Genomic DNA, 19,464 nt, shown 5'->3' with positions numbered 1-19,464 from the left:
ATCGCCATTGCCCGCCCCGCCGCCGCGCCTTATGTCCGGCGGCGGGACACCCTTCCCCAACGAAGGGCGCATATCTGCAAGGATACCAGCATGAGCACGACCAGACCGGCGACGCGGCCGGGCAATCCGCGTTTTTCATCCGGCCCCTGCGCCAAACCCCCCGGCTATTCGCTCGACCTCCTCTCGGACGCTCCGCTCGGCCGGTCGCACCGCGCCGCGCCCGGCAAGGAGCGGCTGCGGCGGGCCATCGACGAGACGGCCGAGCTGCTGAACCTGCCCGAGGGCTATCGCCTCGGGATCGTGCCCGCCTCGGATACCGGCGCCTACGAGATGGCGATGTGGTCTCTTCTGGGCGCGCGCCCTTCGGAAACGCTGGCCTGGGAGAGTTTCGGCAAGGGCTGGGTGACGGACGCCGTCAAGCAGCTCAAGCTGAGCGACAACACCGTGCGCGAGGCGGAATACGGCGAGATCGTCGATCTGGCCGCCGTCGATTGGGACAAGGACGTGTGTTTCACCTGGAACGGCACGACCAGCGGCGTGCGCGTGCCCTCGGGCGATGTCATCCCCGCCGACCGCAAGGGCCTGACGATCTGCGATGCGACCTCGGCCGCATTCGCGCAGGATCTGCCGTGGGACAAGCTCGATGTGGCGACGTTCTCGTGGCAGAAGGTCATGGGCGGCGAGGCGGCGCATGGCATGATCGTGCTGGGTCCGCGCGCCGTCGAGCGGCTGGAAAGCTACAGCCCGCCCTGGCCGCTTCCCAAGATCTTCCGCCTTACCAAGGGCGGCAAGCTGATCGAGGGGATCTTTCGCGGCGAGACGATCAACACGCCCTCGATGCTCTGTGTCGAGGACTGGTTGCAGGCGCTCGACTGGGGCCGCTCGGTGGGCGGGCTTGCCGGGCTGATGGCGCGCGCCGACCGTAATGCCGCGCTGGTGCAGGATTTCGTCGACGCGCGCGACTGGATCGCCAATCTCGCCTCCGATCCGGCGACGCGGTCGAATACCAGCGTCTGCCTCCAGTTCACCGACCCCGCCGTCGCGGGGGACGGGGGTTTTGCCAAGGCCGTGGCGCAACGGCTGGATGCCGAAGGCGTGGCGCACGATATCGGCGGCTATCGCGACGCACCGCCGGGCCTGCGCATCTGGTGCGGCGCCACCGTCGAGGCCACGGATATCGAGGCGCTCTTGCCCTGGATCGAATGGGCCTACGCGACCGAGCGTGCCGCCGCCGGCTGACCGGCGCGCCCCTGTCCCCGAGCTTTCCGCCCCCGGCCCCGCGCCGGGGGCCACATACCCCCTTTCACTGAAGGAGCGCCCCCCATGGCCCCCAAGGTTCTCGTCTCGGACAAGCTGTCCGAAACCGCCGTCCAGATCTTTCGCGACCGCGGGATCGAGGTCGATTTCGAGCCCGGTCTCGGCAAGGACAAGGAACGTCTGGCCGAAATCATTGACCGTTATGACGGCCTCGCCATCCGGTCCGCCACCAAGGTCACGGCCAAGCTGCTGGACCGCGCGACCCGGCTCAAGGTCATCGGCCGCGCCGGGATCGGCGTGGACAATGTCGATCTGCCCGCCGCCTCGTCCAAGGGCGTGATCGTGATGAACACGCCCTTCGGCAACTCGATCACCACCGCCGAACATGCCATCGCCATGATGTTCGCCGTGGCGCGCCAGATCCCCGAGGCGAGCGCATCGACCCATGCGGGCAAATGGGAAAAGTCGCGTTTCATGGGGGTCGAGCTGAGCGGCAAGACGCTGGGCGTGATCGGCGCGGGCAATATCGGCTCGATCGTCATCGCGCGGGCGCTGGGCCTGCGGATGAAGGTCATCGCCTACGATCCCTTCCTCTCCGAAGAGCGCGCGACCGAACTGGGCTGCCGCAAGGCCGATCTGGACGAGCTGTTGACCAGCGCCGATTTCATCTCGCTGCATGTGCCGCTGACCGACAGGACGCGCAACATCCTGTCGGCCGCCAATATCGCCAGGCTCAAGCCCGGCGTGCGGATCGTGAACTGTGCCCGCGGCGGGCTGGTGGACGAGGCCGCGCTTGCCGAGGCCCTGACCGAGGGCCGCGTGGCGGGCGCCGCCTTCGACGTCTTTGCCGAGGAACCCGCGACCGACAGCCCCCTGTTCAACCTGCCCAATGTCGTCGTGACGCCGCATCTGGGCGCGGCCACGACCGAGGCGCAAGAGAACGTCGCCCTGCAGGTGGCCGAGCAGATGTCGGACTACCTGTTGACGGGCGCGGTCAGCAATGCGCTCAACATGCCCTCCGTCACCGCCGAAGAGGCCGCGGTCATGGGGCCTTGGCTGCGGCTTTGCGAATACCTGGGCAGCTTCATCGGCCAGATGACCGAAGAGCCGGTGCAGGAGGTCAACATCCTCTTCGACGGCGCGGTGGCGGGCATGAACGTCTCGGCCCTGCGCAATTCGGTGGTGGCGGGCCTGATGCAGGCCGGCAGCCCCGAGGTGAACATGGTCTCGGCGCCCATCATGGCAAAGAACCGCGGCATCGAGGTGTCCCAGACGACGCAGGATCAGACTGGCGTGTTCGAATCCTACGTCAAGGTCACGATGAAGACGGCCAAGCGGACCCGCTCCATCGCGGGCACCGTGTTCTCGGACGGCAAGCCGCGCTTCATCCAGATCAAGGGCATCAACATCGACGCCGAGGTCGGGGCGCACATGCTCTATACCACGAACGAGGATCGCGCCGGCATCATCGGAACCCTGGGGCGGATCCTGGGCGAGAACGACGTGAACATCGCCAATTTCACGCTGGGCCGGTCCGAGCGCGGCAAGGACGCCATCGCGCTGCTCTATCTCGACGCGGACCCCGCGGCCGAGGTGCTGGACAAGCTGCGCGACAGCGGCGTGTTCAACGCGGTGCGCCCGCTGCGCTTCAACGTGACCTGACACGGCCACCGGGCGCCGCGGCGATTGCCGGGGCGCCCGACCGGCCCTAGATCGTCGCGGATGACGATAGCGCCGCGAATCGACTCCTTTCACGACAGCCCCGAAACCCGCGCGGCCCGCGCACTTGCATCCCACATGCGTGAAGGGCGATGGCCGGGCTGGCGGCTTCGAACGATCTGGACCGCCTCGCCGCCTCGTGGACGGCGTGATGTGATCGAGGCACGCGCCCCGGTCTCGCGGCGGCGTATCGCGATCAAGGTCTATGATCGCCGGGACATGGCGCGCCCGCAATTCGAGGGGATGAGCGAGGCATGGCTTTTGGGTGCACGTGTCGCGCGCCCATTGTTTTGCGACGATGCCGACGGGATCGTTGCCACGGCTTGGGCCGGCGATGAGTCGATGATCGAGGCGCTGTCGAAGAATGCCACGGCACGCGAAGTCCAGATCGTCGCTGCCGGCGAGTGGCTGGCCGATTGGCACCGGCGCGGTGCGGTGGGGCTGCGGGCCTTCGCGCCCGAACTGCTGACCGACCCGCTTGCTGATCTGCGCGCGGCCGGAACGCTTGGGCCGAACTGCGCCGCCGCACTTGCGGCGTTGGACCGGCGCGCGTCGGCGTTGACCGGAGCGCCTTGCGACGAGGTGCGCGTCTTTGGGGATTTTGCGGCCAAGAACCTCATACTGAACCCGCAAGGCCCTGTAGCGATCGACCGTCCGCGCCGGATGCGCGGTCCGGCGGCCCGCGATCACGCACGGTTCCTTCTGGATCTGGCGATAAATCTCGCGCGCAGCGAACTGAGCGTCGGGGCACGCGATGCCCGGCTTGCCTAGGATGCGCGCATCCTACTCAAAGCTTATGGCGGCTCCCCGGATCTGGCCGCACAGGTGTCGCTGCATTTCGACCGGCTTGCGCTGCATCGGTTCGCCGTGGCGCAGCATCGGGCGCGATCTCGAGCGCTCATGACCTATCTTGCCACTGCGGTGGACTGTATCGCCTCCGGGCGCCCGGCGCTCGACTGGGGCGACGTGGCTATGTAAGGATGAAGGACGGTTGAATGGCGGTTTATGCGATCGGCGATATCCACGGGTTCTCGGGCCAGCTCGACCGGGCGTTGCGTCTGGTCGAGGCGGATGGCGGCGCGGATGCGCCCGTCGTTTTCCTTGGCGACTATACCGACCGCGGCCCCGACAGCCGCGGCGTGCTCGACCGCTTGATCGAGGGGCGCGAGGCGGGGCGGCCCTGGCGGTTCGTGCAGGGTAATCACGACCGGATGTTCCTGAATTTCGTCACCACCGGCGAACAGCATGACGCCAATATCGAATCGCGGAAATCATGGCTCAACGCCGCGCTGGGCGGGCCGGCGACGCTCGGCTCCTACGGTCTGGGCGGAGAGCCCATGTTCCTGCTGTCGGCGAATGGCGGCTGGGAGACGCTCGCCTCCTATGAGGTCGATCCCGACCGCGTCATGTCGGGGCAGGAGCTGATCGGCGCCGCCGCCGAGGCGATTCCGGATGCGCATATCCGTTTCCTGTCCGACCTGGAGCTTTGGGTCGAGCATGACGACCTGCTCTTCGTCCATGCGGGCCTGCGCCCCGGCATACCGCTGGAACAGCAGGTCGAGGACGATCTGATCTGGATCCGGCAAGGCTGGCTGGACGATACCCGCGACCACGGGCGGCTCGTCGTGCACGGGCATACCGCGCTCGAGCATCCGGCGCATCACGGCAACCGCGTCAACATGGACGGCGGCGCCGGCTATGGCCGTCCGCTGGTGCCCGCGGTGTTCGAGAACGGCGAGGTGTTCACCCTGACCGAGCAGGGGCGCGCGCCGCTTCGGCCCGAGACCGGCTGACGCCGGCCCCGGCGCGCCATCATCGCGATTGCATGAAGTTGAACACGCTGAAAGCCAACAGGGCGATCAGGATGAGAAGAACGATGAAGTACATGCCGGATTCCTTTCGTTGCGCTTGTCGCTTTGGCTGACATAGCACATTCCGAGGGCCTTTCACCCTATCCTTCCATGGGATAAGGGGGCCTGATATCGAATTGAAGGACAGCAGGACTATGGGCTACCGGATTGCGGTCGTCGGCGCCACGGGCAACGTGGGCCGCGAGATGCTGAACATCCTGGCCGAGCGCCAGTTTCCCGTGGACGAGATCGCGGTGCTTGCCTCGCGCAAATCGCTGGGCACCGAGGTCAGCTTTGGCGATCGCACTCTCAAGACCAAGGACCTGGACACCTTCGATTTCACCGGCTGGGACATGGCGCTGTTCGCCGTCGGGTCGGCCGCGACCAAGGATTACGCGCCCAAGGCGGCGCGCGCGGGATGCGTGGTGATCGACAACTCGTCGCTCTATCGCTACGATTCCGAGGTGCCGTTGATCGTGCCCGAGGTCAATCCGCAGGCCATCCACGACTATGCCAAGAAGAACATCATCGCGAACCCGAACTGTTCGACCGCGCAGATGGTCGTGGCGCTCAAGCCGCTGCACGACCGCGCGCGCATCAAGCGGGTCGTGGTCAGCACCTATCAATCCGTATCGGGCGCCGGGAAAGAGGGGATCGACGAGCTCTGGGATCAGACCAAGTCGATCTACAACCCCACCGACGACAAGCCGGCGAAAAAGTTCACCAAGCAGATCGCCTTCAACGTGATCCCGCATATCGACGTGTTCATGGATTCGGGCGAGACCAAGGAAGAATGGAAGATGGTCGCCGAGACGAAAAAGATCGTCGACCCGGCGATCAAGGTCACGGCGACCTGCGTGCGCGTACCGGTCTTCGTCGGCCATTCCGAGGCGATCAACATCGAGTTCGAGGATTTCCTCGACGAGGACGAGGCCCGCGACATCCTGCGCGAGGCCCCCGGCGTCATGGTCGTCGACAAGCGCGAGGATGGCGGCTACGTCACCCCGATCGAATGCGTGGGCGATTTCGCCACTTTCGTCAGCCGCATCCGGCAGGATTCGACCATCGAGAACGGGCTGAACCTGTGGTGCGTGTCCGACAACCTCCGCAAGGGGGCGGCGCTGAACGCGGTGCAGATCGCCGAGCTTCTGGGGCGTGAGGTTCTGAAAAAGGGCTGAGGGGGTACGGGCTTCGCCGCGACCCCGCGGCGGGGCCCGCCCCGTCAGACCGGAACGAACCGGCCGCTGCGCGGGTCGAGCATGGTAAGCCCGCCCTCGGCGATATCGGTATGCAGCCCGTGCAGGCTGAGATCCTCGGACTCGACGGCGTTGGCCACGAAGGGAAAGGTCATCAGGTTGTCGAGTGAGATGCGCACCGACTCGAACTCGAGCTCGGCGCGGCGCATCTCTTCGTCGCCTTCGGGCAGGCGGGCGAAACCGGGCCTGAGCAGGTCCATCCACCGCCCCACGAAGCTTGTCGTTTTCTCGAGCGCGGGCGCCTGCCCCGTGCACATGTCGTAGCACCCCGACACCCCGCCGCACATCGAATGGCCCATGACGATGATATGGGCCACCTTGAGCGACGTGACCGCATATTCGACCGCCGCCGAGGTGCCGTGCTGTTCGCCGTCGGGCTGATAGGGCGGCACGAGATTCGCGATGTTGCGGTGAATGAAGAATTCACCCTGTTCCGCCCCGAAGATCGACGTGACGTGAACCCGGCTGTCGCAGCACGAGATCACCATCGCACGCGGCCGCTGCCCCTCCTGGGCGAGGCGCCGATACCAGGCGTGGTTCTCGTTGAAGGTCGTCGCCTTCCAGCCGTGATAGCGCTGAACCAGGTACTGCGGGAGGGGCTTGGCCGGTGTCATCGCTGGCTCCTGGTTAGCGGACGGTTGCACCTGTAGGTCGAATTGCGCGCATTTTCGAGTCCCGCATCGCGTGGATTTCCACCTTTCGTTCAGTGTGATGCGTCAGTCTGGCGCCGGGGTACGAAAGGAGGTGTGGAATGCCGGTCATAGACTTCAGGCCGCAAGAGGCGGCGGGCGCGGAAATCGTCGCAATGGTGCTGCGCGACAGGGGCGACGCCGTCAGGGCGGGCGCCGTTGACGAGCTGATCCTGAGGATCGGGGAGCTGGTCCGCGCCCGCGACGCACCCGCCCATCTGCTGGCCCCCGCGGCAGCGGCGGTGGGCGATCGGGCACAGGCGCTGGGGCTATATCGCGTGGCGCGGGTCGCGCGCACCATCGGCGTGCTGGCCCATGGCCGCGACCGGGCCGCGCTGGCGGCGAATGTCGCGCGGCTGATCCGGTTGGGCGACGAGATCCTGACCGAGCTCGACACCATGCTGGCGGGCCGTCCGCCCAATTCCGGTTGAAGGTGCGAACGGTTGGCGTAATCCGGTCCCGCCCGGAACCGAAAGGATTGCGCCCATGGACCAGAGCCCCCTGACCTTTGCCACCGCCGACGAGGCGGCCGGACCGGTCCGCCCGCTGACCGTGCTGACCGCCGCGGCGTTCGAGGACTGGGCCGGGACCGCACCCGCGCGCCATGCCGCCTGGGCCGCGGCCAACGGGTTCACGGGCCAGGCGGGGCGCCTGCTGGTGCTGCCGGATGCGGATGGCGGCGTCGAGGCGGCCGTGTTCGGCCTCGGCGGTGCCGAGGACCGGGCGCGCAAGCGGTTCATGCTTGCCGGTGCGCGCGCGGGTCTGCCCGTTGGGGTCTGGCGGCTTGAGGGTGCCCTTGCGGGCGAGGATCTGGACGAGGCCGCGCTGGGCTTTCTCCTTGCGGGCTATCGGTTCGACCGCTATGCCGCTGGCGCGAAACCGGCCGCGATGGCCCGGTTGGTCGCGCCCGAGGGGGTCGATGCCGCCACGCTCGAGGCGGTGGCCGCGGGCGAGGCGCTGACGCGCAGACTGATCGACACGCCCGCCAACGACATGGGCCCGGCCGAGCTCGAACATGCCGCGCGCGATCTGGCCGACGCCTTTGGCGCGCGGGTCGAGGTGACGCATGCCGACGATCTGCAGGCCGCCAACCTGCCGCTGATCCACGCGGTCGGCCGCGCCGCCACGGCGGCGCGCGCGCCGCGCCTGATCGACCTGCAATGGGGCGAGGCAGGGCCTTCGGTCACGCTGGTCGGCAAGGGGGTGTGTTTCGACACCGGCGGGCTGAACCTCAAGCCGGGGTCGTCGATGGGCTTGATGAAAAAGGACATGGGCGGTGCGGCGGCGGTGCTTGGGCTGGCCCGGATGCTGATGGCCACCGGCGCGAAACTGCGGCTGCGCGTCCTGATCCCGGCGGTCGAAAACGCGGTCTCGGGCGCGGCGTTCCGACCGGGCGACATCCTCAGGGCGCGCAACGGCAAGACGATCGAGATCAACAACACTGACGCCGAGGGACGGCTGGTGCTGGCCGATGCGCTGGCGCTGGGGGCCGAGGGCACGCCCGATCTGATGGTGTCCATGGCGACGCTGACGGGGGCCGCGCGCGTCGCGGTGGGGCCCGATCTCGCGCCCTTCTACTGCGACGACGACGCCAGGGCCGAGGCCATCGCCGCGGCCGGGCGCGCGGTGCGCGATCCGGTCTGGCGGATGCCCTTTCACGCGCCCTACAAGCCCTTGATCGAACCGGGGATCGCCGATCTCGACAACGCGCCCAAGGGCGGTTTCGCGGGCTCGATCACCGCGGCGCTGTTCCTGCGCCGCTTTGCCGCCGGGGCCGGGGCCTATGTGCATTTCGACATCTACGGCTGGCAGCCGTCGGATGCGCCGGCCCGTCCCAAGGGCGGGGCGGGGCAGGGCGCGCGCGCGCTTTTCGCCGCCTTGCCGCATCTCGCCGGCACCCCGTCATGACCGACCGCCGCCTGACCCCGGCCAACGGGCGCGTCGCGGCCAGCCGCCTGCGCGGGCTGGTCGAGGCCGAGACGTTCCGCGACGGCTCCGGCGCCTCGATCATGCGCCCGGTGGCCGATCTGTGGTCGTCGCCGGATCGCGCCACCCGCGACCGCCAGCTTTTGCGCGGCGAGGGGGTCGTCGTGTATGAAAGACGCGCCGGGATGGCCTTTGTCGAGGCGGAAAAGGACGGCTATGTCGGCTATGTGGACGAGGCGGCGCTGGGCGATCCGGTCCGGCCGACCCATGCCGTCGCCGCTCCGGCGACGCATCTTTACCCCGCGCCGGATTTCAAGCGGCCCGCCGTCGCGCGGCTGAGCTTTGGCGCGCGGTTGCGCGTGGTCGCGACCCCCGATGCGCGCTTTGCCGAAGCGGAGGACGGGCTGTTCGTGCCCCGCGCCCATCTGCGCCCCGTCGACCGCCCCCTTTGCGATCCGGCCGGGGTGGCGCGCCTGTTTCTGGGTGTCCCGTATCTCTGGGGCGGCAATTCGAGCGACGGGATCGATTGCTCGGGGCTGGTTCAGGCCGCGCTTGTGGCCTGCGGCATCGCCTGTCCCGGCGACAGCGACCTGCAAGAGACCGCGGTCGGAAGCCGGGTGGTACTGGATGCGCCGGTTTTGCGGGGGGACCTGTTCTTTTGGGCGGGCCATGTCGCGATGGCGCTGGACGCCACGGACCTGATCCACGCCAACGCACACCACATGGCCGTGACGGTCGAGCCTGTGCCTTCCACCATCGCCCGGATCGCGGACCAGGGCGGCGGCGAGGTGACGACGCGGCGGCGGGTCAGTCCACCGCGCGGATGAGCTTGCGGTCGAGCACGCGCAGCACGGTCGGCAGGTCGTGCCCACGCTTGAGGATCTGCCCATCCATGCCGATCACCGCGTATTGTCCCTGCCGCATGCGCAGGCGGGGCCGTTTCTCGATGCGATAGATCGGGTATTCGGCCGTCCGCCGAAAGACGGAAAAGACGGCGACGTCGCGAAGAAAGGACATGCCGTAGTCGCGCCACTCCCCGGCGGCGACCATCCGCCCGTAGAGCCCGAGGATCGTGCCAAGCTCGCGGCGGTCGAACGCGATGCGCTCGTTCGGGTCGGGGCGGCCGGGAAAGGCCGCGGGCGTCACGATGGTCATGCGCCCAAGGTGGGTGAGCTTTCGCGCTTTGGCAAGTGGCGGCGGGTTTTCGAGCATGTGCCCGCAGATCGCCATGCCGCTGCCGTGAAATCGCCATGACACGGGGGCATGTTCGCAGCATCGAGGCAACGCCCGGCGGTGCGGTATTCAGAGCCCCCACTCGCCGCCATCGCCGGGCAGCCGAGGTATCGTGTGAACGAGTTCACGGCGTTGCCGGGGCCCTTCGGGGTCCCGGTTCGCGTGGGCGGCCGCTCGTTCGTCCAGCGCACGACCCCCTGTCCAGCGTCGCGCGTCCCGGCCCGCCGGCATCCGGTCGCGGCGGTCCTTCGGTCCCGCAGGCTCAGGCAAAGGCCCCCTGGCAGAACCAGCCCGCCGACAGGCCTGCGCCATGGGCGAAATAGATCCACAGCCTTTCGCCACTGTCGCAGGTCACGCACCAGTAATCGCGCACACCGCTGCGCCAGTTCGGATCGTCGAGCCACCATTCCGGCGCGATCCGCTCGGGGCCGCGCAGCCCGACCGCCGCCAGCGTCCGGCGCCGCCAGCGGAAATGCGCGGGCGGGGTGGGTACGGCCGGGGCCTGCACCGGCTCGGACGGCCAGAGCACCGGGGGGCGGGGCGCGGTCTGCGCCGGCCAGTCCGTCGCGGGCGCCGACCAGGCTGCGGCCAGAACCTGCGCACCCTTTTCGGGGATATGGCTGTCGGCGGGATGATGGCGCGTGATCGCCTCGAGCCCGATCCGCGCGCCCAGACGCCCGATCAGATCGTCGAGCGGCTCGGCCTGCGTCAGCCGCGCGCGCGCATCGTCGGCCGCTTCGGCATGGCCGCGATGCTGGCGGGGCGATACCGGCTCGGTCACGGTGGCGATCAGGCGGATCATGTCGATGCCGAACCCGGCCTCGATCTCGGCGACCTTCATGCGCAACAGCGGGCGGATGCGGTCGGGATCCTGCGCGGGGCGGGCCAGCCCCACCTCGGCCCAGCCCATCGTGTGATCGGCGCGGTGGCATTCCAGCCGCACCCGCCGCGCGCCCCGCCCCTTGGCGGCAAGCTTGTCGCAAAGCGATGGCAGCATCCGCTCGATCGCGGCCTCGACATCGTCGCTCAGCCCGATCGGGTCGGGCAGGGTCAGGCGCACCGCGAAACGCGTCTCGGGCAGGGCGGGCGAGACCGGCTCGGGGGCGGCGCCCGTCGCCTGGTCCAGCCGCTGCACAAGGATCAACCCGAACCGCCGCGACAGCGCCGCGCGGGGCTGGGCGGCCAAATCCCCGATCCGGCGCAGGCCCAGTCGCGACAGCTCGGCCACGAGACCGGCGGGCAGGCGCAGCGCGGCCAGCGGCAGCCCCGCGATGGCGTCGCCGGTCCGGCCGGGCGGCGCGACTCGGGCGGCCCGGCCCGGCCCGCCCTGCGGCCCGGCCGGCGCGGGTCCGCCGCGTTCCCAGTTGCGCCGGCGCACGGCACGCGACCGGGTCGCGGGGGCTTCCTGGTCGATGGCATCGCCCGAGCGCGCGGGCGCCGCGTCCGCCCCCGCGAACCGCGCCAGCCCCCAGGCCGCGCCGACGGTGTCCGCGATGCCCATGCGCACCGTCAGGCCGAGCCCCGCGCATTCCTCGGTTACGCGGTCGAGCAGCGCGGCCTCGCCCCCGAAAAGGTGGGCGCTGCCGGTCAGGTCGACGATCAGCGCGGCGGGCGGCTCTTCGGAGACCCAGGGCGAGAACTGCCCCGCCCAGCGTCGCAGCGCCGACAGGAACGCGGCCTCGGCCTGGGGGTTCTGCCATCTGGTCGCGAGGGTCGGGCACATCGCCAGCGCGTCGCGCAGGCCCTGGCCGGTGGCAAGGCCCGCGGCCTCGGCGCTGGCCGAGAGGCTGGTCAGCACCTGGGCCCCGCCCCTGTCGCCCACCACGGCAAAGGGCGCGCCCTCGGGGTCGCCCAAGCGGCGCAGAAGCCTTTCGGCCCCGAGCCGTGGAAACCACAGCGACAGGATGCGTCGGTTCGGCATGGGGGTCCCGTGGCAGCAGGATGTTCCTGATCCGTTCCTAAGCCGAGTCGGGTTTCGGAGTCGAGTCCGTCCCGCCGGGGATCAGCGTGCCAGCACGACCGAAAAGGGGCCGGCGCTGACCGACATCCCGCTCAGCCCCGAAACCGCCCCGCCGGACAGGCCATAGCGCGCCTCGAGCCGCAGGTTGGTCAGGCGAAAGGGCGATACATGGCCCGGCCCCGCGATCACGCGGTAATCCAGCCGGCAGACCAGAGACGCGCCCTCGATCCGGCGCTCGACCGGCGACACCTCGATGGCGCGGCGGCCGTCATACATGCGGAACGTCGGCGGGCAATCGCGCGCCTCGACCAGGCGCCGTAGCCCGGTGATCGGGTCGAGCACCCCCTCGGGCACCGCCGCGGGGTCCGATAGCGGCGTGCGCTCGGATGCGGGCACGACCTCGGTCGCGGCCACGTCGGTGCCGTCGAACAGCACCGTGATCCGCCGCCCGTCGCTGTTCACCGCCTCATAGCGTCGCCCCTCGGCGCCATCGGCGAACGCCGCGCGGAACGTGCCGTCGGCCGCCCCCAGCGGCGTGTTGTCCAGAATGCTGATCAGCGACGCGGGCTCGAGCTCGAGCCGGCCGATGACGCGGCCGCCGAGCTGCACGGAAAAGCTCTCGGCCAGGGCCGCGGCGGGCCAGAGCAGCGCAAGCAGGGCGAGGATCGAACGGGCGGGCATCGGGCAGGCTCCCCAAGGGTCGCGGCGTGGCCGGTCTAGCGCCACGCGGGCCGGGCGAACAGGAAAATCAGCCGCACCACGCCCGCACCAGCCGCCCCTCGTCATCCGAGACGAGGTTCAGCCGCCCCTCGAGATAATCCATCGTGACCGCGTCGTTCGGCCCGATGCGGCGCACCATGCGGTCCTGCGGAACCTCCAGCGTGGCGACCGGGCGCCCGATATCGTCCGAATAGGCCGCGGCCCCGCAGGTGTCGCCGGTCCCGACCACGGGGCCGTCGACCGCCGGACCGGCGGTCTGGCAGGCGGCAAGCGCCATGGTGGCGGGCAGGATGGGCATGAAACGCATGGCGGGTCTCCTTGTCGGGTCGCTTGGCCGAGAACGCCCCGGCGCGGGGGATGGTTGCAAAGCCTCGGGCTTTGCGGTCAGGGTCGCCGACGAAGGGACCACCTGCGGATCGAAAGGAACGAGGCATGAAGACACGCGCTGCAGTCGCGCTCGAGGCGGGCAAGCCACTCGAAGTCATGGACGTGAATCTCGAGGGGCCCAAGGCGGGCGAAGTGCTGGTCGAGCTCAAGGCCACAGGCATCTGTCATACCGACGAGTTCACCCGCTCGGGCGCCGATCCCGAGGGCGCGTTTCCGGCGATCCTCGGCCACGAGGGCGCGGGCGTCGTGGTCGAGGTGGGCGCGGGCGTGACCAGCGTCAGGGCGGGCGATCACGTCATCCCGCTCTACACGCCCGAATGCCGCGAATGCGAATATTGCCTGAACCCCAAGACCAATCTCTGCCAGGCCATCCGCGAAACGCAGGGCAAGGGCGTGATGCCCGACGGCACCTCGCGCTTCAGCATGGAAGACGGCACGCCGATCCTGCATTACATGGGCTGCTCGACCTTCTCGAACTACACGGTCCTGCCCGAGATCGCGCTGGCCAAGGTCAATCCCGACGCGCCCTTCGACAAGATCTGCTATATTGGCTGCGGCGTCACCACCGGGATCGGCGCGGTCATCAACACCGCCAAGGTCGAGCCCGGCTCGAACTGCGTGGTCTTCGGGCTGGGCGGGATCGGGCTGAACGTCATCCAGGGGCTGCGGCTCGTGGGGGCGAACATGATCGTGGGCGTCGACATCAACCCCGACAAGAAAGCCATTGCCGAGCGTTTCGGCATGACCCATTTCGTCAACCCCGCCGAGGTCGAGGGCGATCTGGTTCCCTATCTCGTCAACCTCACTCGGGGCGGGGCCGATTATTCCTTCGAATGCATCGGCAAGACCACCCTGATGCGGCAGGCGCTCGAATGCGCCCACAAGGGCTGGGGCGAGAGCATCATCATCGGCGTCGCCGGCGCGGGCGAGGAAATCTCGACCCGACCGTTCCAGCTCGTCACCGGGCGGGTCTGGCGCGGGTCGGCCTTCGGCGGCGCGCGCGGCCGCACCGACGTGCCCAGGATCGTGGACTGGTACATGGACGGCAAGATCGAGATCGACCCGATGATCACCCACACCATGCCGCTCGACGACATCAATCGCGGGTTCGACCTGATGCATTCGGGCGAATCCATCCGCAGCGTGGTGCTCTACTAGATCACCTCTTGCCAAATACCCCGCGGGGGTCCGGGGGCGCGAAGCCCCCGGCCTTCGGCAAACGCGAAAGCCCCTCCATGCCCCAGCGCGACCGTCCGCTCTATGCCGTCCTGATCGACGCCGACAACATCCCGGCCAAGTTCGCCGCGCCGATCCTGAAAGAGATCACCAGCTTTGGCGAGCCGGCCTTGCGCCGCGTCTACGGAGACTGGTCCTCGGGGCGGTTGTCGAACTGGTCCAAGGTCGTGCGCGATCTCGGGCTCGTCGCGCATCAGGAAACCGCCAATACCGTGGGCAAGAACGCCAGCGATATCGGGCTGGTGATCGACGCGATGGACATCCTGCATACCGGCCGCTTCGACGGTTTCGTCCTGGTCAGCTCCGACAGCGATTTCACCGCGCTGGCCAATCGCGTGCGCGAGAACGGGCTCGACGTGATCGGCATCGGCGAGGGCAAGGCCCCCGAGGCGCTGCGCAATGTCTGCAACCGCTTCATCCTGATCGAGAACATCGTCGACGAGCCGGTGCAGCCCAAATCCAGCGACCCGGCCCGCGCGCCGTCGGGCAAGACCGCGCCCATCGAGGCGGTGCCGCTGATCCTGCAGGCCATGGACCGGATCGAGCAGGATGACGACTGGTATGCGCTGGGTCAGATCGGACAGTACATCACCGCCGAGCATCCCGATTTCGACACCCGGACCTATGGCAAACGCAAGCTCAGCGACCTCGTGGCCGAGCTAAAGCGCTTCGAGACCAAGAAGATCGGCAACCAGCTTCACCTGCGCCGCATGGACTGACGGGCGCCGCCCGTCACGTCGCGGGTGCGTAGCGCGCGAGAAAGGTCTCGACCGCGCCGTCGATGACGCGGGTCCGCTCGGCCTCGGTGAACTCGGATTGCAGCCCGAAGATCATGCGCGGCACCAGTTCGGCCTTGCACAGCTCGGCGAATTGATGGGCGGCCAGCGAGATGTCGTCGATGACCAGCTCGCCGCGCCGGCAGGCCGCTTCGAGATAGGTGCCGAGGCTGCGCTCGATCAGGCCGGGGCCGCATTCCCAGAACCGCCGCCCCAGCTCGGGAAAGCGATGGGATTCCGCTACGCAGAGCCGAAAGACCTGCTGGCCCAGTTTCGAGGTCAGCAGCCTCAGGATCTGTTCGCCGGCCAGCCGCAGCGTCACCGCCGGAGGGGACTCGAGCCCGGCGGGGTCGATCCCCTCGGCCGCCTGGCGGCGGCATTCGCACTGGCCGACCTCGAGAAACAGCAATCTCTTGTCGGGAAAATAGCTGTAGAGCGTGGCCTTGGACACGCCCGCGCATTTCGCGATCTCGTCGACGCTTGCGCCTTCGAACCCGTCGCGCAGGAACACGTCGCAGGCGCCCGCAAGGACCTGGTCGTATTTCCGCCCGCGCCTGATCTGCGATCCGCCATCGGCCATGTCGGTCTCTCCCGCTGCGATTGAACCAACCTGTTCACTCTAGATTGGGGTCGCGTGCGGCCGGCACAAGGCCGGACGGGGGCGGGGCCGCCGCGACGGTTGCCGCCCTGCGGCATGCGGGGTAGCCATGGGCGGAACCGATGGATCGAAAAGGGGCGCGGCGATGGAGACGATTTCGGAACAGGCCTGTTTCGGGGGCGTGCAGGGCGTCTATCGCCACGGCTCCCAGACCTGCGACTGCGACATGACGTTCGGGCTGTTCCTGCCCGACGAGGCGCGCGACGGCCCGGTCCCCGTGCTGTGGTTCCTGTCGGGGCTGACCTGCACCCACGAGAACGCGATGACCAAGGCGGGGGCGCAGGCCCATGCCGCGGCCGAAGGCATCGCGCTGGTCTTTCCCGATACCTCGCCCCGCGGGGCCGAGGTGGCGGATGCCGACGATTTTGCCATGGGGCAGGGCGCATCCTTTTACGTCAACGCGACCCAGGCGCCCTGGTCGAAACAGTATCGCATGTGGGATTACCTCGCGCAGGAGCTGCCCGACCTCCTGGCCGCCGAGGTGCCGCTCGACATGGGGCGGCAGGCGATCACCGGCCATTCGATGGGCGGCCACGGGGCCTTGACGCTCGGCATGGGGCTCAAGGGGCGGTTCCGGTCGATCTCGGCTTTCGCGCCGATGTCCAACACCACCCAGAGCGATTGGGGCGTGCCGCAGCTTTCGCAATACCTGGGCGAGGATCGCACGGCCTGGGAGGCGCATGACGCCAGCCTGCTGATGGCGCGCGACGGGTTCGACGGGCCGGTTCTGATCGACCAGGGCACGGCCGACCAGTTCCTCGACAAGCTTCGCCCCGAGGCGCTGGCCCGCGCCATCGCCGAGCGCCGGCAGGAGGCCACGTTCCGCATGCAGCCGGGCTATGACCATTCCTATTTCTTCGTCTCCTCCTTCATGGAGGATCACGTCGAGTTCCATGCACAGGCGCTTTGGGCGTGATCTATGTCGACGCCGACGCCTGCCCGGTAAAGGCCGAGATCGAGGCCATCGCGACGCGCTGGAAAACCCCGGTCGCGATGGTTTGCAACGGCGGTTTGCGCCCCTCGGCCAACCCGCTGATCGAGGTCGTCTTTGTCCCCGAGGGACCGGATGCCGCCGACATGTGGATCGCCGAACGGGCCGGGCCCGGCGACGTGGTCGTGACCTCGGATGTGCCGCTGGCCGCGCGCACGGTCGAGGGCGGGGCCGAGACGCTCAAGCCCGATGGCGAGCGGTTCACCCCCGCCAATGTGGGACAGGCACTGGCCACGCGCGACCTGATGACCGACCTGCGCGCTGCCGATCCGTTCCGGCAGGGGGGCGGGCGCGCCTTTGGCAAGGCCGATCGCGCGCGGTTCCGCGATGCGCTCGACGCGGCGCTGCGCCGTGCCGAGAGGGCGGCATGAGCGCCGCCCCCGCCACCGCGCCCGCGGCCGTCGTCTTTGATATCGGCCGCGTTCTGATCGAATGGCGCCCCGAAGCCGTCTATGACGCCGCCATCGGCCGCGAGCGTCGTGAACGGTTTTTTGCCGAGGTGCCCATCGAGGCGATGAACCTCGAGGTCGATCGCGGCGCCGACCTTTCGGCCAGCGTCGAGGCATTGGCCGCCGAATATCCCGACTGGGCGGGGCCGATCCGCATGTGGTGCGACCGCTGGGCCGAGATGGTGACGCCCGACATTCCCGCCAGCGCGCATCTGCTGCGCGCGCTCAGGGCGCGCGGCGTTCCGGTATTCGCGCTGACCAATTTCGGGGTCGATACCTTCGGGATCGCGCAGGGCATGTATCCGGTGCTGACCGAGTTCGACCGGGCCTTTGTCTCGGGGCGGCTGCGGCAGGTAAAGCCCGACGCCGAGATCTACGAGACGCTCGAACGCGAGACCGGCCTTTCGGGCGCCGAGCTGCTGTTCACCGACGACCGCCCCGAGAATATCGACGCGGCGGCGGCGCGGGGATGGCGCACCCATCTTTTCGAAAGCCCCGAGGGGCTGGGCGGGCGTCTCGTCGCCGAGGGGCTCTTGCAGCCCGCCGACCTGCCATGAGGGTGATCGGGTTCGACGAGGGCGAGGCACGGCTCGACTGGCTGGCGCTGACCGACGCGCTGGCGGCCGGGCACGACCTGCCCCGCGCCGAGATCGCCGACGGCTTCCTCTACCGGGGCGAGGATACGCTGCTCAACCGTGCCGCCTGGATCGACGGGCTGGGGCTTGCGGTGAAATCGGCCACCATCTTTCCCGGCAACGGCGCGCGCGACCTGCCCAGCGTCAATGGCGGTGTCTGTCTCTATTCCGACCGCGACGGGCAGCTCGACGCGGTGATCGACTTTCACCTCGTGACAAAGTGGAAAACGGCGGGCGATTCCCTTCTGGCGGCGCGCAGGCTCGCCCGGCCCGATAGCAGTCGCATCCTGATCGTCGGCGCAGGCAGCGTGGCGCGTGCGCTCAGGCAGGCCTATGGCGCGGGGTTTCCCGACGCGCGTTTCGCCGTCTGGGCGCGCGATCCGGCCAAGGCGCATGACTTTGCGGCGGGCGACGACCGCGTCGATCCGGCCGAGGATCTGGAACGCGCTGTGTCAGAGGCCGATATCGTGACCTGTGCCACCATGGCCCGCGATCCGGTCCTGCGGGGCGCGTGGCTGCGGGCGGGGCAGCATGTCGACCTGATCGGCGCCTATCGCCCCGACATGCGCGAGGCCGACGATGCGGCGCTGACCCGGTCGCGGATCTTTGTCGACAGCCGCGACACGGTGCTGGCCCATATCGGCGAGCTCAAGATCCCGCTCGAGCGCGGGGTGGTGAAGGCCGGCGATGTCGTCGCCGATTACTACGACCTGGGGCAGGGTGGATTTGCCCGCCGCGATGCCGACGAGATCACGCTGTTCAAGAACGGCGGCGGCGCGCATCTCGACCTCATGACGGCGCGCCATATCCTCGACCTGTTCTGACCGCACGCCGCAGACCGGTTCCCATTTGTCGCGCCCCGGAACGCGATCCGTCTTTTCACGTTCAAGCCGCAATGCAGGCCACTGAACGGAGCTGGAATGGATCTCGACATCAAGGGGCGCACGGCGCTCATCACCGGCGGAAGCGGCGGGCTGGCGACGGCGGCCGCGCGTGTCCTGCGCGACGAAGGGGTGAAGCTGACGCTCACCGATCTCGACGAGGACGAGCTTCGCCGGGCCGCGGGCGATCTGGGCGAGGGGGTCGACTGGCTCACCGCCGATCTGACCGAGACCGACGATATCGACCGCCTTGCGCAGCACATGAGCGACCGCGGCGGCTGTGACATTCTCGTGCATACCGCGGGCGTCACGGGTGCCAAGGGCGATCCGCTCGAGATGGAGGATGACGAGTACCGCTTTGTCTGGGAAACGAACTTCATGTCGGCGGTGCGTCTGGCCAAGCGGTTCGTGCCTACGATGGCCGAGCGGGGCTGGGGCCGCATGGTCTGCGTGACCTCCGAGAACGCGGTTCAGCCCTATGTCGAGGAAGCCGTCTACAACACCGCCAAGGCGGCGCTGCTGAACTTCGTCAAGGGGCTCAGCCAGTCCGTTTCGGCCAGGGGGGTTCTGGTCAATTCGGTCAGCCCCGCCTTTATCGAGACGCCCATGACCGACGGCATGATGGAAAAGCGTGCCGAGCAGATGGGCACCAGCGTCGACGAGGCCATCGAAAGCTTTCTCGACGAAGAGCGCCCGTTCCTCAAGATGCATCGTCGCGGACGGGCCGACGAGGTGGCGCCGGTCATCGCGCTTCTGTGCTCGAACCGCGCCACGTTCACCACCGGATCGGCTTATCGCGTCGATGGCGGCGCGGTGGGCGCGATCAATACCTGAGGAGACC

At 68.7% G+C, this 19,464-nt stretch carries 21 protein-coding genes; 15 read left to right on the top strand and 6 right to left on the bottom strand.

Annotated elements, in window-relative coordinates; all coding sequences use genetic code 11:
- Positions 1-90 precede the first annotated feature (90 nt).
- The 5 genes from E2L08_RS10785 (at position 91) to E2L08_RS10765 (ending at position 6,004) form a co-directional block, all read left to right on the top strand.
- Complete coding sequence (locus E2L08_RS10785) at positions 91-1,239, top strand: phosphoserine transaminase (RefSeq protein ID WP_133397092.1); 1,149 nt, start codon at positions 91-93, stop codon at positions 1,237-1,239.
- 84 nt (positions 1,240-1,323) lie between these two features.
- Complete coding sequence (serA, locus tag E2L08_RS10780) at positions 1,324-2,919, top strand: phosphoglycerate dehydrogenase (protein ID WP_133397091.1); 1,596 nt, start codon at positions 1,324-1,326, stop codon at positions 2,917-2,919.
- Positions 2,920-3,195: 276 nt separating this feature from the next.
- A complete protein-coding gene (locus E2L08_RS10775; RefSeq protein ID WP_168771119.1) occupies positions 3,196-3,747 on the top strand; it encodes a hypothetical protein in 552 nt (183 codons plus the stop codon).
- Positions 3,748-3,971: 224 nt separating this feature from the next.
- Complete coding sequence (locus E2L08_RS10770) at positions 3,972-4,769, top strand: metallophosphoesterase (RefSeq protein WP_133397089.1); 798 nt, start codon at positions 3,972-3,974, stop codon at positions 4,767-4,769.
- Between the two features lie 212 nt (positions 4,770-4,981).
- Positions 4,982-6,004, top strand: coding sequence for an aspartate-semialdehyde dehydrogenase (locus E2L08_RS10765; RefSeq protein ID WP_133397088.1), 1,023 nt, complete (start codon positions 4,982-4,984; stop codon positions 6,002-6,004).
- A gap of 44 nt (positions 6,005-6,048) precedes the next feature.
- On the opposite strand, the gene E2L08_RS10760 is transcribed toward E2L08_RS10765, so the two are convergent.
- Positions 6,049-6,696 (bottom strand): carbonic anhydrase, encoded by a 648-nt coding sequence (locus E2L08_RS10760; protein WP_133397087.1) that lies wholly within the window; start codon positions 6,694-6,696, stop codon positions 6,049-6,051.
- Between the two features lie 137 nt (positions 6,697-6,833).
- Between E2L08_RS10760 and E2L08_RS10755 the strand changes: the two genes are divergently transcribed.
- The 3 genes from E2L08_RS10755 to E2L08_RS10745 are packed head-to-tail and all read left to right on the top strand — an operon-like array spanning position 6,834 to position 9,524.
- Positions 6,834-7,202 carry a hypothetical protein gene (locus E2L08_RS10755; RefSeq protein ID WP_133397086.1) on the top strand — a complete coding sequence of 123 codons (369 nt, stop codon included), beginning with the start codon at positions 6,834-6,836 and terminating at the stop codon, positions 7,200-7,202.
- 55 nt (positions 7,203-7,257) lie between these two features.
- Positions 7,258-8,679 carry a leucyl aminopeptidase family protein gene (locus tag E2L08_RS10750; protein WP_133397085.1) on the top strand — a complete coding sequence of 474 codons (1,422 nt, stop codon included), beginning with the start codon at positions 7,258-7,260 and terminating at the stop codon, positions 8,677-8,679.
- Positions 8,676-9,524, top strand: coding sequence for a C40 family peptidase (locus E2L08_RS10745; protein ID WP_133397084.1), 849 nt, complete (start codon positions 8,676-8,678; stop codon positions 9,522-9,524). The genes E2L08_RS10750 and E2L08_RS10745 overlap by 4 nt, the downstream gene beginning before the upstream one ends.
- Here E2L08_RS10745 and E2L08_RS10740 read toward each other — a convergent pair.
- The 4 genes from E2L08_RS10740 to E2L08_RS10725 form a co-directional block, all read right to left on the bottom strand.
- A complete protein-coding gene (locus tag E2L08_RS10740; protein ID WP_133397083.1) occupies positions 9,505-9,852 on the bottom strand; it encodes a DUF2794 domain-containing protein in 348 nt (115 codons plus the stop codon). The genes E2L08_RS10745 and E2L08_RS10740 overlap by 20 nt on opposite strands.
- A 340-nt stretch (positions 9,853-10,192) precedes the next feature.
- Positions 10,193-11,851 (bottom strand): Y-family DNA polymerase, encoded by a 1,659-nt coding sequence (locus tag E2L08_RS10735; protein WP_133397082.1) that lies wholly within the window; start codon positions 11,849-11,851, stop codon positions 10,193-10,195.
- Between the two features lie 81 nt (positions 11,852-11,932).
- On the bottom strand, positions 11,933-12,571 hold the full coding sequence (locus E2L08_RS10730) for a hypothetical protein (protein WP_133397081.1): 639 nt from the start codon (positions 12,569-12,571) through the stop codon (positions 11,933-11,935).
- Between the two features lie 67 nt (positions 12,572-12,638).
- Positions 12,639-12,917 carry an I78 family peptidase inhibitor gene (locus E2L08_RS10725; protein WP_133397080.1) on the bottom strand — a complete coding sequence of 93 codons (279 nt, stop codon included), beginning with the start codon at positions 12,915-12,917 and terminating at the stop codon, positions 12,639-12,641.
- 125 nt (positions 12,918-13,042) lie between these two features.
- Between E2L08_RS10725 and E2L08_RS10720 the strand changes: the two genes are divergently transcribed.
- Both E2L08_RS10720 and E2L08_RS10715 read left to right on the top strand, forming a co-directional pair.
- Complete coding sequence (locus tag E2L08_RS10720) at positions 13,043-14,155, top strand: S-(hydroxymethyl)glutathione dehydrogenase/class III alcohol dehydrogenase (RefSeq protein ID WP_133397079.1); 1,113 nt, start codon at positions 13,043-13,045, stop codon at positions 14,153-14,155.
- A 77-nt stretch (positions 14,156-14,232) separates the two neighbouring features.
- Positions 14,233-14,952: an NYN domain-containing protein gene (locus E2L08_RS10715; protein ID WP_133397078.1), complete on the top strand. Its 720-nt coding sequence runs from the start codon at positions 14,233-14,235 to the stop codon at positions 14,950-14,952.
- Between the two features lie 13 nt (positions 14,953-14,965).
- On the opposite strand, the gene E2L08_RS10710 is transcribed toward E2L08_RS10715, so the two are convergent.
- Positions 14,966-15,589: a TetR/AcrR family transcriptional regulator gene (locus E2L08_RS10710; RefSeq protein ID WP_133397077.1), complete on the bottom strand. Its 624-nt coding sequence runs from the start codon at positions 15,587-15,589 to the stop codon at positions 14,966-14,968.
- A 163-nt stretch (positions 15,590-15,752) separates the two neighbouring features.
- Here E2L08_RS10710 and fghA point away from each other — a divergent pair, with 163 nt between their 5' ends.
- The 5 genes from fghA (at position 15,753) to E2L08_RS10685 (ending at position 19,457) form a co-directional block, all read left to right on the top strand.
- On the top strand, positions 15,753-16,583 hold the full coding sequence (fghA, locus tag E2L08_RS10705; RefSeq protein ID WP_133397076.1) for an S-formylglutathione hydrolase: 831 nt from the start codon (positions 15,753-15,755) through the stop codon (positions 16,581-16,583).
- The gene (locus tag E2L08_RS10700) at positions 16,574-17,029 is read left to right on the top strand and encodes a YaiI/YqxD family protein (RefSeq protein ID WP_133397075.1); all 456 of its coding nucleotides are present in this window, start codon (positions 16,574-16,576) and stop codon (positions 17,027-17,029) included. Before fghA ends, E2L08_RS10700 begins: the two co-directional genes overlap by 10 nt.
- Positions 17,026-17,664: an HAD family hydrolase gene (locus E2L08_RS10695; RefSeq protein WP_133397074.1), complete on the top strand. Its 639-nt coding sequence runs from the start codon at positions 17,026-17,028 to the stop codon at positions 17,662-17,664. The genes E2L08_RS10700 and E2L08_RS10695 overlap by 4 nt, the downstream gene beginning before the upstream one ends.
- On the top strand, positions 17,661-18,566 hold the full coding sequence (locus E2L08_RS10690) for an ornithine cyclodeaminase family protein (protein ID WP_133397073.1): 906 nt from the start codon (positions 17,661-17,663) through the stop codon (positions 18,564-18,566). The genes E2L08_RS10695 and E2L08_RS10690 overlap by 4 nt, the downstream gene beginning before the upstream one ends.
- Before the next feature lie 96 nt (positions 18,567-18,662).
- Positions 18,663-19,457: an SDR family NAD(P)-dependent oxidoreductase gene (locus E2L08_RS10685; protein ID WP_133397072.1), complete on the top strand. Its 795-nt coding sequence runs from the start codon at positions 18,663-18,665 to the stop codon at positions 19,455-19,457.
- Positions 19,458-19,464: the final 7 nt, after the last annotated feature.

The sequence above is a fragment of the Palleronia sediminis genome (genome assembly GCF_004358695.1).
Taxonomy (GTDB): domain Bacteria; phylum Pseudomonadota; class Alphaproteobacteria; order Rhodobacterales; family Rhodobacteraceae; genus Palleronia; species Palleronia sediminis.
Note: the sequence above shows the minus strand (reverse complement) of the source record. Positions and strands in the feature narration are given on the sequence as shown.

Excerpts from the sequence above, each read along its gene's own strand:
- E2L08_RS10785 (WP_133397092.1), top strand. The coding sequence starts at position 91 with ATGAGCACGACCAGACCGGCGACGCGGCCGGGCAATCCGCGTTTTTCA.
- serA (WP_133397091.1), top strand. The coding sequence starts at position 1,324 with ATGGCCCCCAAGGTTCTCGTCTCGGACAAGCTGTCCGAAACCGCCGTC.
- E2L08_RS10775 (WP_168771119.1), top strand. The coding sequence starts at position 3,196 with ATGGCGCGCCCGCAATTCGAGGGGATGAGCGAGGCATGGCTTTTGGGT.
- E2L08_RS10770 (WP_133397089.1), top strand. The coding sequence starts at position 3,972 with ATGGCGGTTTATGCGATCGGCGATATCCACGGGTTCTCGGGCCAGCTC.
- E2L08_RS10765 (WP_133397088.1), top strand. The coding sequence starts at position 4,982 with ATGGGCTACCGGATTGCGGTCGTCGGCGCCACGGGCAACGTGGGCCGC.
- E2L08_RS10760 (WP_133397087.1), bottom strand. The coding sequence starts at position 6,696 with ATGACACCGGCCAAGCCCCTCCCGCAGTACCTGGTTCAGCGCTATCAC.
- E2L08_RS10755 (WP_133397086.1), top strand. The coding sequence starts at position 6,834 with ATGCCGGTCATAGACTTCAGGCCGCAAGAGGCGGCGGGCGCGGAAATC.
- E2L08_RS10750 (WP_133397085.1), top strand. The coding sequence starts at position 7,258 with ATGGACCAGAGCCCCCTGACCTTTGCCACCGCCGACGAGGCGGCCGGA.
- E2L08_RS10745 (WP_133397084.1), top strand. The coding sequence starts at position 8,676 with ATGACCGACCGCCGCCTGACCCCGGCCAACGGGCGCGTCGCGGCCAGC.
- E2L08_RS10740 (WP_133397083.1), bottom strand. The coding sequence starts at position 9,852 with ATGACCATCGTGACGCCCGCGGCCTTTCCCGGCCGCCCCGACCCGAAC.
- E2L08_RS10735 (WP_133397082.1), bottom strand. The coding sequence starts at position 11,851 with ATGCCGAACCGACGCATCCTGTCGCTGTGGTTTCCACGGCTCGGGGCC.
- E2L08_RS10730 (WP_133397081.1), bottom strand. The coding sequence starts at position 12,571 with ATGCCCGCCCGTTCGATCCTCGCCCTGCTTGCGCTGCTCTGGCCCGCC.
- E2L08_RS10725 (WP_133397080.1), bottom strand. The coding sequence starts at position 12,917 with ATGCGTTTCATGCCCATCCTGCCCGCCACCATGGCGCTTGCCGCCTGC.
- E2L08_RS10720 (WP_133397079.1), top strand. The coding sequence starts at position 13,043 with ATGAAGACACGCGCTGCAGTCGCGCTCGAGGCGGGCAAGCCACTCGAA.
- E2L08_RS10715 (WP_133397078.1), top strand. The coding sequence starts at position 14,233 with ATGCCCCAGCGCGACCGTCCGCTCTATGCCGTCCTGATCGACGCCGAC.
- E2L08_RS10710 (WP_133397077.1), bottom strand. The coding sequence starts at position 15,589 with ATGGCCGATGGCGGATCGCAGATCAGGCGCGGGCGGAAATACGACCAG.
- fghA (WP_133397076.1), top strand. The coding sequence starts at position 15,753 with ATGGAGACGATTTCGGAACAGGCCTGTTTCGGGGGCGTGCAGGGCGTC.
- E2L08_RS10695 (WP_133397074.1), top strand. The coding sequence starts at position 17,026 with ATGAGCGCCGCCCCCGCCACCGCGCCCGCGGCCGTCGTCTTTGATATC.
- E2L08_RS10690 (WP_133397073.1), top strand. The coding sequence starts at position 17,661 with ATGAGGGTGATCGGGTTCGACGAGGGCGAGGCACGGCTCGACTGGCTG.
- E2L08_RS10685 (WP_133397072.1), top strand. The coding sequence starts at position 18,663 with ATGGATCTCGACATCAAGGGGCGCACGGCGCTCATCACCGGCGGAAGC.